The following is a 14,342-nucleotide window of genomic DNA, read 5'->3' as shown; positions in this document are numbered from 1 at the left end:
ACAGATTTGACAGCAGAGGTCAAGCTTGATGCCACTTCTTAAAAAGGTTGCCTTTTTCAAGATACTGATAGCATGTGTGATCAGGGCATACTAAAATCGTACTTTTTCAACCATTGCTCCAAGGTGTCGCGCTCTATGTTTTTACTGCCAGTTGCATAGATAGCGATAGCCTAGCGTATCGGTAAAAAAGCGTATGACACGGTTTTGAGTGAATATTTCTATATCGTCCACGTTACTCATAAGATACACCTGCTAAATTTAGCCCTTGCAGCATAATATTTAACATTTCAGTTTCATGCTGAGCAATTATTTTTTTATCCCACGCATCTGGTTTACCTTGTATGCAATCAATCATTTTCAGTAGCTTTAAGCTATCGATTTGCCCACTTTGCATATTTCCATTTTGTGAGAAATACTTTACCTTAACATCAGGCATATCATTACTCACACGTGAATTAAGGCTATGGCTAATCAAACATAAATTACCAAAAGAGTGCAACAGTGAATCTTTTGCGTCTTTATCTTCCAAAAATATACTGTCGTTTCGCTTATTTTGCGGATAAAAGTGTTCTACAGAGCTTCTAGCGGTAAAGGTAAACTTAGGATAGTTACCGTTTAACCAAAGCAGATAATCTAAATAATTAAATACAAAAATGTTGCGGATATTGCCATACCTGAGATACTGCTTAATTTGTATACGTAGATTATCAGTACTCAAGTTGTCATGGGTATGTTCAGTCAATAGCTTATTGAAGTCTGAGGTTTGATAAATGATTTTATGGTAATCATCAGGTTCATCAGTCAAATAACGCTTTAACATAAAGGCGCGAGCTATCTCTTCTAAATAGTCAAGATACGCTACGCTATTAAGCCCCATTTCATCATGTTTATAATGCTTACAAGCATAATATAAAACGGCATTAAGCCAGTGCTTATAGTTCGTAGTAGGAGTTGAGACATGAAAAGCACTTTGCAACATCACTAGTTTGTCAGTGTCAGTCTCAAAGCTATTTTTGTAGTAGCTGTTTTTTTTATCTTCATTCTTGATTAGCTTATTAAGCGTCCATTGTCCTTTACTGTCTTGAGTGTTGCGCTTTATTATAAAGTGATCAAAGATAAATTTGCTTTTAAGTAATGAGTATATAAAGGTCTTTACTTGAGACAAAGGCGTTATCTGATTGTTAGTTTCTATACTTTGCTCAGTATTTGAAGTGTGAGCATTTTCTAAGTTGGATGGTTTTAAGATAAAGGTTTCAAACTGGGTTAGCAGCTGTTTGTCATCAAGTGCGATGTCTTTTTTATATGAGGACTGCACGTTAACCATGATTCTCAAAGCATGTAAAAGAAAGCTTGAGAAATTCACTAAGCTATAGTAAGTCTCACTATTACCGTCATCTTCTTCTTTATCCGCGGTATTGCTAGGGTTAGGTGGACTGGCAAAACCATTTTCAAGGATGTGGAAAAGAGAAGGAAGTGGCTTCAATTTATTGTTTTGAGCATCATTGTTACAGTCAGAATACTGTTCATTATCTGGCTGGGAATAGTTCGGATTATCAGAGTCTTTATATATCCTAAGCAGTTCATCAAAATCTTTAGGCCGCAAAAGAGTTAAATTCTCTGAAAACAACTTAAAGCGTAAAGTAGTATTGAAGCCATACTGTACGTATTTATTCATATTGGCACAGGCTTCCCAAACATCATGAATCAAAGCTTTAACTGGTTGTTTGTCCGCAAGCGCTATCTCACTTTCGTTTGCCTTTTCAATGACTGACAACAAACGTGCTTTAATAATTTCATGCTTCTCTAATTGCTCACCTCGGTTATTCATAACTTCGAAATAATGATTTAAATCCGTTTCGTCAGGCACAGGTACACGAGCAATCTGTACATATTGAAATAGATAATCACAAAACTCTTGAAGGGTTGTAGTGGGTTGTTGGTTATCATTATTAGGGGAAAAAAATTTACTTTCCATTACTTCTCTAATAGACGTATAGCCGTTGATAATAACGGGATTTAGCTTAGCTTCATGAAGGTGCTCATAGGTTTCTAGATTGTCATTCAGTAGTAACTCTAACGTCTGAGTAGATTTCGGACGGCTTTCAAACTCAATGTTTTGTTCTGTATACCATGACATATCATAGTCGCTATCTATAGTTGTAAAGTAATTCTTTAGATATATGATTAATAAGCTCAGAGTAGTAAAGCGTTGTTGACCGTCAATAACTTCAAACACTGTACGTTTTGAAGATAGTTGTGGTCTTTCAAATACTACCAGTGTACCTAGATAATAGTTCTTATGTTCCTTTGAATTTTTCGCATCAATTTGAGCGTCCATAATATCGACAATAAGCTGTTCAATCTCACTATTGCCCCAAGCATAATTACGCTGATACATCGGAATTAGATAGTGCTCGGTGCCGTTAAGCAGCCCCTTTGGTGTTAGTAGTATCACTTGCTCGGTTGCGCTCGGATTATAGTTTTTCATAATTTTATTTTTCTCTATTTATCAGTCAAATAGTTGAGGTGATCAAATAATTGGTATATGTCGTTATCAGTTTTTTTATTAGACTCTTTTATGTCATTGCCTCTTAGAGGTTGAACACCAGCGATCCATACTTCTTTAGGCAATGTAGCGTCTTTGATACGTTTGAATAACATACCGTCAACTGCATGATTGTCCATCGTTGCGAGTTTTACCGCAAATTGTCTTAGGCGTATTTTGTATGCCCAAATAAACATGATCTCTATAACCTGTGATAAGTCTTGCATACCAAATTTATCAATATAGTAGATCAAAGTATTATCAAATAAGTTGCGAGTATATTTGTCACCCTGACGCCACTTATCACTATAAATATCTAATATCTTAACAATCTTCGATGCTCGTTCATTCAAGGTTTGGTTATAGATAGTTGCATAGGAATGGTTGTCTTTATTCTCTGAGGTATGTGCTATATCAATCTTTTTAGTGCGTTCAATAAGCGTATCGTAATATTCAACCATTTCAAAAAAACGACGACCGTTGACTATTTTTTGGTCTAGCTGAAATGGGTAGTTCATTGCTTGAGCATCAATATGACGGTGTATATTGCTATTATAATCATCGATAAAATGATGCGTGATCATCATAGCTTTTGCATAGTGCGGTAAATTTTGTTTATGTAGAGACACCCCTTTAAAAATATCTACATGACGACTGGTAAAGTTGCGGGCTGGTTTATGATCTATCCAGCGTTTAATCCTAAATAAATGCTGACTAAACAGCCTGTGCAATTCGTCATCTGCTAAGCTTTCCCAATGAGCGACAGTTTGCGCTTTAATATTTGGGTTGAGCCGTTCATCATAGGCACTAAACTCACGTAAATGAAATGCTTTGAGTAAATCATGCGGATACAGCTCTTTACCGCGGGAGTTCTGTGAATCAAAAAACTGAAAGGCTTCTGATTCATCTTCCAATATAAAGATGACCACCTCACACTGATTTAGCAGAAAATCAATATGTTCAATACTTAGCTCACCACGGCTGATAATGCGTATTATCTCTTGAAAATTTGAATGCAAATTGTAGATGGATATATCGCTAGCAAACTCTTGTTTTTTAGCTAAAGCTGGTACGGTATTAGATAGTTCGCCTAATATTTTTCCGATAGCTTTTACTTCTTTAGGTTTGGTTGAATTATCAGGATGATAGTTTTTGATAATCGCCATGACGGTGAGCATTAGCGTTAGGGTGCGCTGTTGGCCATCGACAATATTGAGTACGTCTTTATCATCTTTATCTTTAGACTTATGAAGCACGATAGTGCCAAGGCGATAGGCTGGCTTGTCACATTGCATCTTAATATCATTGAATAAGCTTGCGATATTGTGCTGATTCCATTTGTAAGGGCGCTGATACTCAGGGATAGTCAGTAGACATTCACTCAGTAACTGCTTTACTGAGATTATCGTTCTGTTCTGGAGCGTTATTGATTCACTCATAATTAGTAATTATCCTTAAATTTACAGAATTATATAATAAACATTAGTTCTTTAAATAACCTAATTTTCATTTGTTGAAGTAAGATATTTGTCGTTACTAGTCTAGTATAGAGGGCAACCTATAAAATAAATTTACAAGTTGTCCTCTATACTGGCTTTTATGATAAACATATAGGCCTACCATCATGATTGCTTCTTCAAATAATTTTCTTTCAAAAGAAACTCTATCTATCACCCAAGCTAGCGCAATTACCTTCCAAGGTAATACCAGTAATAGCCTGCAGCAAGACGCCTTTTCTTTTTAGATAATTGGTATCAAAAAGACTTAGGTATGATGGCAGTGACACCAGTTGTAGCAACATTTTGTTTAGCAGTGTCTGATGGTGTCGCAAGCTCTAATCACTCACAGGGCTGCTCAAAGGCGATGGTAAAAGCAATCAGACGGTTATGGGGTAATCAGAAGAGTATTACTTCAGATGATATTCATCAGCTGATTAATCAACCAAGCATTCAGCTAAGCGTCATGGTGCGGCGGCAACGCTCGCGATGGTTGCCTGTGAGTTAAATGGTGATGGAACCATAAAGTCAACGATAATGCATGTGGATGATAGCCGTGTGTACTGGCTGCCTAAAGGTGCGTCACAGTGGCAGTGCCTGACTCGAGATCATAACTTGCTAAACGAACTTATTGACCAACAGGCACAAGAGCAAGGTCGGCAAGCAGCATTTTCTGATTATAACCGAGAAGGTATGGTAGGGAGTCTATATAGCATTACTGAATGCTTTGTATTGACAGCTGATGACAGTCATACAAGCACTGAAGCACCAGAAGGCAGCTCTTGCGAGATTGATATTAATAGCGGCGACTGTATCTTGGTTTGTACGGATGGTATCCATGACTTAGTGACGAGTCATGAATGGCAACTTGTCAGTGCTGAAACTGATTTGCAAGATTGGCTAATCAATCTCAAGAACCAAGTTTATAATTCCAATGGCAATGCTTATGACAATGGCACCGCAATATTGGTTCGTTTTGATTGAGCCTGTATTTTAATAATGAGTTGATTATTTCATCAGTCTAATAGAGTAAATACTATGCCTGCACATCCAATCGCCAGCTATACAAAGTCAGCACGCCTATTTGCTTTATATCAATGTTTGCCTCGTAGTGAAGCTGATGCTATGTCATTAACAGAGCTTATGCAAAACTATGGTGATAATGATGACAATTATACAAGTGAGCGTAAAAATTTAGAGAACGATCTGATTGGCTTAAACCAAACCTTTAACGATATTTTCTATAGTGATGCTCTGGTTCGAGTACCTAGATGGGGAGAAAAAATCAGAGGTCAAACCGCACGCTTCTATATTGAACCCAGCTTTAGCATCGATGTTATTAACGAGCAAATCGTGTTTTTTTGGGAGATGCTGGATAAATATACCGCAAACTACTTACCAGTATCTTTTAAACAAGAAATCACAGACAAGCTCACTCAATTACGTCGCCGAGATAAGGATAACTTTCATCAAAGTCCGCTAGGGCAATGGAAAGACCATCTCATCACCTTGCCTAGTATCGTGCAAGCACCAACGCTTGATAGTGATGTGCTTGAAAGTATTCATCAGGCTCTGCTACAGAATCGTCAATTACGAATACGCTATCAAAATAAATGGGAAGAAAAACCAACTCAAAGAGTGGTGTATCCCAAAGGACTGATCTTTATTGACAATATGATCTATCTCACTGGCTTTAATTCTGCTGATGATCATATCGATGATGACGTATTGCTAGAGGAGCATCGCAACTTTGCGGTCAATCGTATTACCGAGGCACTAGTCATAGATAAGCTAATACCTGACTGGGTAGGGCGTGACATTTTTACATTAGATAGCTTACAGGAGCTGGGCAAGCTAGAGTTTGGTAAAAATGTTGAAATCAACTTGGTTTTAAAAGTACAGAAATATGCCTGTCAGCATCTTTATGAGCGTCCATTATCAATAGATCAGAAGATTACGATTATCGACGACACTTGGCGTCAAGTCAGCGCTACAGTTGCTAATACGACTCGTTTGCAAGATTGGCTGGTAAGTATGTCGCAATTGTCCTTCGTCATTGAACCATTAGAGTTAAAGACAGTTATTCTCGAGCGCCTAGAAAGTGGGATGCAGCTTTATAACCGTAATTGATGATTTTACTTTAAGGAAGAGCCGAGTATGACAGTAGATAGTATTTTTGAAGATAAGCAGACTATAAAGAACAACATTAGAAAAGAACATAATGATGAGCTTCAGATAGAGCCCATACCTTTAGCTACTTTATATAGGTCACAATCAGATAGCTATCGTTTGTCTGAGGTTGGGTTTATTGTTATCGAAGATGGCTGGAATGAACAGCTATTGCTAGCGTTAAAACAACAAACAGGTTTGGACACATTGTTTGCGCTACAAACCACAGGTAAATGTATCGATAGGTTCGAGGTTATAGACGGTATTATTATTTGCAAAGCGGATGAGGTTGGGCAGGTAACAACTGTATTTGAATCGATACTATCTGATCGCGATAAGTTTGGTATAGATGTTAATGATATCAAAAGATCGTGCGGGTCTGAAAAGATTGCTAAATTTATACAGAATAGTGTAACCGGTAAGCCAGACTCAGAACAAGTAAAAAATGCCGTTAATCCTCTACTCAATCAAATTCCTGAAGGTCTTAGTATCCAGTATATGTTGCTTGATATTGAAAGCGATCATAAGTTATCTCTTGATGAGTTTTTTAGTATCACAACTGCTGTTGAAAGTTGGATTGCTGATGATGTAGAAGTGTTTTACGGCAATAGGATGATTGATAAACCTGACCATTTCTGGATGGGAGCGATATATGTGACAGGTTAGCCTAGTATTGACTATACATGGTTTGAGCTACGTTGTGAGTGTGGCAGATAGGTAAACGCTTATTACTTAAAGTGCAAGGAGTGTAGAAAGTGACAACGATAGACAAAGATTTGTTTGATGATTTTATCAAAGCTCAAGATACTATCTATTCACAAGTGATTGAAGAGCTGACCCAAGGTCGTAAGCGTACGCATTGGATGTGGTTTATCTTTCCACAGGTTAGAGGGTTAGGGCATAGCAAAATGTCTCGACGATTTGCAGTAGGGAGCTTGGAGCAAGCACAAGCGTATTTGCAGCATGATGTGCTGGGTGCACGGTTAATAGAGTGCGCTGAATTATTACTATTGCACCCTGATAAAAGCGCTTTAAACATCTTTGGTTCACCGGACAATCTGAAGCTGCAGTCTTCGCTAACGTTGTTTGCCTTTGCCGCTGGTAATAAGTGTGTATTTGAGCAGCTTTTATACCAGTTCTACGCAGGCAGTTACGATATAAACACTATTAATATGCTAAGGCAAATCAATGACCAGCACTATAAGTAAATGAAACAGAATATAATTTAACTCGCACTAAAATTTAATACTTCCAACCATACCAAGAAACATTAATTAGCAGTGAGCATAGAGATGAAATATCATATGGACGAATCGTATATAGATGACACACCTAATGCATTCCTATATCAAACCCCAATTTCCACAAAGACGCATAACAAACTTCATTATTAGCAATTTGTGGTGTAAGCCTTATGCAAATGGGTTTAGATAGATTATTAATATAGTGTATTCATATCTTTTTAGTTTTCAGTATATCTATAAACACCATTCATAGACTCGTAATATTATAGATAGTCGCACCAAATAATTTTAAATATATGCATATAGGCCAATTATTTCGAAACTATCTTGCCAGCCACACTATTCATTCGATATTTTTTTAGTATCTCATGTGATAACGATACCAAAGAGCTTATCATCTGTTTAATAATTTCTTATGAATTATGATAGAACATGGTAGATGCTAACTTGTTAAATTTATATATTTATCAATACATTTAATTAAGCTTATGTAACAAGATAAAACATTTGTGTTATATTATGAAGGAGGTAAAAATTCACGACGAATGTTAACTATTGGAGCGGTAATGAAATCCACTTACTTATTATCTTTAGCTTTCTTGAGCCTATCATTTCTTGTATCTACTAGTGCATTGGCAGCCCCTAATTTTTCAGATGGTATTAATGTCTATACTAGTCAAGACGGTGGTGTGTATACCACTACTTGGACTGCTTATCCTATGACAATAGAAGGGTATACAGGCGCTAATCTCAAAAAGCTAGACAATCTGCTGATTGCTTTAACAGCTGATGGTAAAACAAGTAGTTTTAGAGGAGTGCTAAGTATTACTTGTTCAAACCCAATAAGTTCAAACATAGTAAATGATACAGATTACAAAAGCCTGAAAGAAGCGATGGCTGATTACACGCTACCTCGCCCCGTAGTAAATAACCTCTTTGCCAAATTCTGTAAATAGCTATTGGCATTTTAAAAAATCATTAAGAGTTGTCCATATAAACAATGGGCGACTTTTTTATTTGTTTAGCAGATCCATAGGTTAATGAATTTAAAACTGCAAAAGTGTTCGGTACATGAATGGAGATTTATTCGTACCCATTATTCTTTGCTAAAGATTAATTCTTGTTCCTATAGTCCTTCCACTTATTTTCAATATTAAGAGCTTAACTATGAAATCAGGTCATGTTTTATCATTAGTTGCTATAAGCAGTATTATTGCGTTATCTGGCTGTATGGACAATAAAGAAGCAGAAGCTACTCAAGAAGTTACTACTGAAAATTCGGCTGTTAACAAAGAGGTGGTTGCAGTAGAACCAGCAGTTGCTGAAGAAGAGATCGTTGTTATTGAAGAAGATGTTGTCGAAGAAGAAAACGCACCTAGATTTTCTAAGATTACTGATTATCTCGCTTTAAAGCCCAATACTGATTGGCAATGGGAGACGCTGGCTGAAATACCTGGTGTGCGAGAATGGCGAAACAAGATACCTACTTTAGATGGAGGTACCAACTATTCCATCATTGGTGACTTAGATGAGCATAGCTATGTTGTAGCTTATGGCACTAAAATAAAACCAAGTTTAATTAATATTAGTTCTGGTCAGGGTATAGCAGAAGATGAAACAACAAGTGCCGTTTATAAGCTTGAAGATCTATTTAGAGAAAAAGAATTAACGCGTGTGCAATCTAATTGTGATACAGATGAAGACTTTCCTTTTTCCCAGCATTTTTACAAATGGCAAAAAAAAGGCTATCAGCCTCTTTATGTTCTCGCAATGATAGAAGAAAGCAATTCTGGTACATCCAAGGATTTTGGTATCGCTAAAAGCTTCAAAGACTTTTATAAACCTGAAAACAGAGATATGTACCCTAATTTAATAGATTCTGATCATGATGGTAATGAGATAACCTGTACTTTTGACCTGTAATATTTATTCAGTATTTTAAACGCTAATGGATTAATTATGAAATCGAATCATATGTTGTCATTGGTTGCTATTAGCAGCCTTATTGCTCTATCAGGCTGTGCTGAGAGTCAAACAATGGGCACAACAGTAGTAAAAAGTGTTGGTTCTTTGGTGAATGAGGTAGTGACAGGCACTATAGCAGGTGTACAACAAGGCTTAGGTGGCTCTTCTGTGGATACTAATAAAGTAGCGATAAGCAGCTCTCAAGAATTACCAACAAGTGATATGCTTTATTTATTTGGTGATATGGAAGGCGGATGTGTAGGTAAAAATTTATCCTTTAAAACTTTCGACCAAAGTCAGTTGTCATTAGAGGATAGTATTAAAGGGGTATCACAAGACTACCGATACTTTGTTAAGCCGAGGTCACAATGGTTATCAGCATATCGAGATACGATAAAGGAAGTAAAAATAAAAGAGGGAGGTGAGTTTACCGCATATCATCTAATATTCAAAGACGGTATTAAATATCGCGGCCAGCCTTTAGAGGAATACGTATTTATGTTTAGACCAGAATCTTCAGGTGCAGGTGAAGCTTTAAAGTTCGCACCAACCGCCAATCTCTCCACTATTTTGCCTAATTTTAAATCTTACAAGATGGAGTATTGGGATGAAATAATAGATATGGGTGCAACCTATAATTCTAAAAACAAAACGTTTACTTGTCTTTTTGATTAAATACTCTAATCGTATTATGCGATAACGTACACAGTCTAAACCCAACTATTGCAGCAAAATAGCTAACCCACAAAAGGATTTCAAATGAAAAACAAATTGGTATCACTTACTGTAGCAGCAGCATTAGCCCTTACTGGTGTATCAGCTTATGCCGCTCCCGCGGCAAAGCCAGCTACGCCATTAAAGGTCGGCACTACGGATAATGAGGGCCTGACAAGATATAAAGGAAAGACCGTAGTCTCAGGAATTCTCGAATATAATATGGTTAACGAAGCAAGATTTCCGGCTGAATTTACTGTTGATAACAAATCAAAAGCGATGATTCCCAAAGCATCTAAGACAAACTATCCTACTCAGTTTGCGCTTGAGTCAGACAATCCTGAGATTGAGAGATTAAAGCTTAATAAAAAGAAGTGCTATCGCATTCCAATGACAATAGAAATCGACGGATACTATAGTAGTAGTTATGAGGGTGAAAGTGATGGTGCTAATTTAATCAAAATCATCAAAAAAGGTACGCCAGCGCTAACAAGTTGTAATGTAGGATAAGACTATTGCTGGCATGCCAGCACATATTTGAAATTATATATGTGATAAATTACTACTAATTAGTATGTATTAATAAACACCAGTATCACAAACATGACTTGAGTAAAAAATAGGCTACTAATGCTATGTTTCATATATAGCTAGTAGCCTATTTACTACTATCGAAACTGCATTCATGAAATAGAATCACTAGTAATCCTTTCTATGTAGTTGTAGTCCGTATGAGCGCCAACTAATGATATGAAAGTAAAAATATTTAATAGTTTTGACTGAACTACTAGCCTATTAATACAAGGAGCTTTATAACCTTGCTAAGCAAATATGAAAGCTAGTTGTTCATTAGCAATGGAGTATTGTGTGAACGCCCCACAAATAGCAGTGATTATTGCGACCAAAAACAGACCTAGTCTACTAAAACAAAGAGCTATAAACTCAGTATTAAATCAGTCCATATCACCGATCTATATTATTGTTGTAGACGATTCTGCTAACCGAAACCAGTGTCAAAACAGACTGATAGTCGAATCTATCCCATCAACTAATTGCCATATTAAATATTTATTAAACCAGCGAACTCTAGGTGCTAGTGGAGCATGGAATACGGCAATAGAATACCTTAGCAACAAACAAAAACAGGATTTCAGTTCACTATTTTTAGCATTTCTTGACGATGATGATGAATGGCATCCTAACTACTTAGAAAACTGCAAATCGTTAGTAATCACACAGTATTGTAATATAGTGGCAGCGGGATTTTACCGTTGTGAAGGTAATGAACAGCAGCCTATTAAATGTATACCTCCCGACTCAATAAATGAGGAACTGTTCTTGTGCGGAAATCCAGGTATTCAAGGATCTAACCTATTCTTATCACTAGATATTATGTTGATGGCAGGCGGTTTTGATGAGCAACTATCAAGTTGCACTGATCGAGATTTGTGTATACGCCTCTGTGAATTAGACACAACACGCTATTGCAATATAAAAAAACCACTACTAACTCACTATGCCGATAGTGATCGTCAACGCCTTAGTACACCAAACTCACCAACCAAGAATAATGGATTAGCAGTTTTTTGGCAGAAATACCATGGACGTATGAGCGCTGATCAAAGTAAAGCGTTCCTTGAGCGCGCACAGCGCCTATTTTTCTGGCAGCCAGAAGCCCTACCAAAACCAATACTAAAACAGGAATCTCAAATCGCATTAACTCTTGGCGTTGAATTAGGAAGTCTTTTATTTAACCAATTAGAGCAAGCTATTGAAAAAATTCATCATTTAGGTCAAAAAAGTCTGGTTAGCTTCAATATCGTTTTGACCACAAATAAAAAATTAGATCAGATTGAGTTGCGTGCGTTTATTGAGCGGATGAATCAACTGGGAGTTACTTGCTATAATTTATGCCATCAGCAAACGTGTATTGAAACAGCCACAGCATTTGTTGCCAAAGAAAATATTGGTAATAGCGCATGGGTATTAAAAGATGGTGACTTTCAAAAGCAACGCTCTATTGGAAGCGAGAACGATTTATCAGCAATACTGACGGACTTAGGCGCTCGTCATTTATGTACTAACCGCTGTAATGAGCTCCTCTTAAAACCGCATGCAACACTCGCTAATAGAATAAAACAATGCCGCATTGATGCAGCTAATGATCGTATCAGAAGGCTATTTGGTATTCATGAGCTTCTACTACTTGGTATGGGCTCTGAAGCTGTTGTCATGACAGATGGTAAACGTGTTTTTAAATGCATTGACTATTGGAAAATCCACATACCTACTGAGCAAATCAATTTTTTAAAATGGTCCAGTTCACAATGGTACAATCTACCTGGTTTATATACTCTTGATGAAGTTATATCAGATGGAAAAACTTTGGTACTCACTTATCCCTTTGAAAATAGCATCCCTTATCAAGGTGGCAACTGCGAACAAGTGATTGACTTGCTACATAGTTGCAGCAAAGCAGGAATTGTATGTAATAACATGCACCCGAAAAACTTAATAAAAACCCAGAGTGAAGTAAAACTGATTGATTATGGCGCGGATATTCGCCCATGGAATGAATTAGGGTTCGAACACATGGCTCGGAGGGCTTATCTAAGTATTCATCATGTGGATCATCCAAATCTCAAGCACTTAATGCGACAATCTCTGTATACAATAAATATCCCAAAAATGCAGGGCTATCAAGCATTTCGTCAAAGTTTAACTGGTATTGATTGTAACCTTAAACAAGCACAGGATGCATGGTTGCCCCTTGGCCCACTAGAAAAACCATCCAAACCATTTGCTCTAACTATTGGTGTGATTACCGGTGATGCGCATAAGTTATTGCCGTTATTAAATAGTATTGCTGATCTTGCACAATGTGATTTTTTATCCAGTATAAACTCCATAGTGCTATGCAACGGTTGTTCAGATACTTCCGTGAAAGAAACGCTTTCATTCAGTAAAAGGTCAGCGGGTGATATAAAAATAATAAGCGAAACACAACAGATAGAAGATGCTGCAAGCGGCCTATTTGGTTCCGACTTGGCAAAACGACCAAAAGGCCAAGTGGGAATTGCACATGCACGGAGCATGCTGCAAAAATATGTTGGTTTAAAATGTACAATGACTCCAAATAACTATGCTTGGATCCTTGATGACGATATGCGTTTAGATTCCCGAGCCAAACAGTTTCTAGCTTGGCTACCAGTGTTTAAGCAAGCAGATGTCGATATAGTGATCGGGCAATACGAAGGCTCATCGCCTAATCCTCCATTAAATGGCCTACGTGGGCAATTGGTAGATCTGCTTCATAACTTACGCTGGCTTGATAAAATACCAAACAATATCGAACTGCCTGATCGCAGCCACGAAAATACAATACTTCGAGATAAGTATCCTGATTATTACTATGACTTATCTCGTAAACATACGGCTCATATTGAAGCACCATTTTGGCTCGAACCCGCCTACAAAGGTGAAAGTGTCACTGAAGCTCGCTCTCGATTGATTGCACATGCGCCTTTATTGGTCACGGGCTTCCCGCTCACTCGTGGTATTGTTCCAGCATGTTCAACATCTCCATTAGCTGCAGCAAAAGATACGGTAAACCGTGGAGGCAACACCTTTGTACTAAACGCTAAAGCCTTAATACAAACGCCTAACCTAATTTTTAAGATTAATGGCCGTGAAGCTCGCCGTTCAGACATGGTCTGGGCAATAGTCAATAAACATTACCATGGACTAACTATTAAAAGTGCACCATTTCCTGTTCAACATACTGGGCGTATACAGAACGAACCAATTTTGAATTTAAGTAAAGTACGGGACGAAATCATGGGATCAGCATTGTACGCTGGTCTGCAAGAATTTCTACGACATAACGAACGACATAACTTGGTCTTTACTGATATTGAGATTAGCCAGGTATGGAAAGCGACCAAATCAGAATGCAATACTCGTCTTTCACGTTTAAGGCTCAGTTTTTACCGAATCAATGGTTTAACGCAAGCTTTATCCAAATATCCAGAACTGAGCGAGTTGTATAAGTACTTGGCTAGCTCTTTTAACCCAGATGCTTTTACTAAATTAGAAACCCAAGTTAAACAAATGAACGAGTGCCATATTTACGAATTTTTAAATCAAATAGTGCCGCAGAGTGACCGCTTTGCAAAAGCACATCAGAAAACCCTTGAGAGAATAGAATAA

12 protein-coding genes are annotated in these 14,342 nt (G+C 37.4%); 10 read left to right on the top strand and 2 right to left on the bottom strand.

Going from position 1 to position 14,342, the window contains the following annotated elements; genetic code table 11:
* Window positions 1-232 precede the first annotated feature (232 nt).
* Both Q0788_RS09225 and Q0788_RS09220 read right to left on the bottom strand, forming a co-directional pair.
* A complete protein-coding gene (locus Q0788_RS09225) occupies window positions 233-2,488 on the bottom strand; it encodes a DUF262 domain-containing HNH endonuclease family protein (RefSeq protein WP_298809902.1) in 2,256 nt (751 codons plus the stop codon).
* A 14-nt stretch (window positions 2,489-2,502) separates the two neighbouring features.
* A complete protein-coding gene (locus tag Q0788_RS09220) occupies window positions 2,503-3,984 on the bottom strand; it encodes a DUF262 domain-containing protein (protein ID WP_298809899.1) in 1,482 nt (493 codons plus the stop codon).
* 331 nt (window positions 3,985-4,315) lie between these two features.
* On the opposite strand from Q0788_RS09220, the gene Q0788_RS09215 reads away from it, so the two are divergent.
* The 10 genes from Q0788_RS09215 (at window position 4,316) to Q0788_RS09170 (ending at window position 14,342) form a co-directional block, all read left to right on the top strand.
* Window positions 4,316-4,549, top strand: coding sequence for a hypothetical protein (locus Q0788_RS09215; RefSeq protein ID WP_298809896.1), 234 nt, complete (start codon window positions 4,316-4,318; stop codon window positions 4,547-4,549).
* Window positions 4,550-4,584: 35 nt separating this feature from the next.
* Window positions 4,585-5,025, top strand: a complete 441-nt coding sequence (locus Q0788_RS09210) for a hypothetical protein (RefSeq protein WP_298809893.1) — start codon at window positions 4,585-4,587, stop codon at window positions 5,023-5,025.
* 54 nt (window positions 5,026-5,079) lie between these two features.
* Entirely contained in the window at window positions 5,080-6,171 is a 1,092-nt protein-coding gene (locus tag Q0788_RS09205; protein ID WP_298809890.1) for a WYL domain-containing protein, read from the top strand.
* A 27-nt stretch (window positions 6,172-6,198) separates the two neighbouring features.
* Window positions 6,199-6,876, top strand: a complete 678-nt coding sequence (locus tag Q0788_RS09200) for a hypothetical protein (protein ID WP_298809888.1) — start codon at window positions 6,199-6,201, stop codon at window positions 6,874-6,876.
* A gap of 89 nt (window positions 6,877-6,965) precedes the next feature.
* The gene (locus Q0788_RS09195; protein WP_298809886.1) at window positions 6,966-7,418 is read left to right on the top strand and encodes a DUF1810 domain-containing protein; all 453 of its coding nucleotides are present in this window, start codon (window positions 6,966-6,968) and stop codon (window positions 7,416-7,418) included.
* A 602-nt stretch (window positions 7,419-8,020) separates the two neighbouring features.
* Entirely contained in the window at window positions 8,021-8,410 is a 390-nt protein-coding gene (locus Q0788_RS09190; RefSeq protein ID WP_298809885.1) for a hypothetical protein, read from the top strand.
* Window positions 8,411-8,621: 211 nt separating this feature from the next.
* Window positions 8,622-9,377, top strand: coding sequence for a hypothetical protein (locus tag Q0788_RS09185; RefSeq protein ID WP_298809884.1), 756 nt, complete (start codon window positions 8,622-8,624; stop codon window positions 9,375-9,377).
* Between the two features lie 36 nt (window positions 9,378-9,413).
* Entirely contained in the window at window positions 9,414-10,094 is a 681-nt protein-coding gene (locus tag Q0788_RS09180) for a hypothetical protein (RefSeq protein WP_201572914.1), read from the top strand.
* An 84-nt stretch (window positions 10,095-10,178) separates the two neighbouring features.
* Window positions 10,179-10,643: a hypothetical protein gene (locus Q0788_RS09175; RefSeq protein WP_298809879.1), complete on the top strand. Its 465-nt coding sequence runs from the start codon at window positions 10,179-10,181 to the stop codon at window positions 10,641-10,643.
* Between the two features lie 357 nt (window positions 10,644-11,000).
* A complete protein-coding gene (locus tag Q0788_RS09170; RefSeq protein ID WP_298809877.1) occupies window positions 11,001-14,342 on the top strand; it encodes a glycosyltransferase family A protein in 3,342 nt (1,113 codons plus the stop codon).

The sequence above is a fragment of the uncultured Psychrobacter sp. genome (genome assembly GCF_947500265.1).
GTDB lineage: Bacteria > Pseudomonadota > Gammaproteobacteria > Pseudomonadales > Moraxellaceae > Psychrobacter.
Note: the sequence above shows the minus strand (reverse complement) of the source record. Positions and strands in the feature narration are given on the sequence as shown.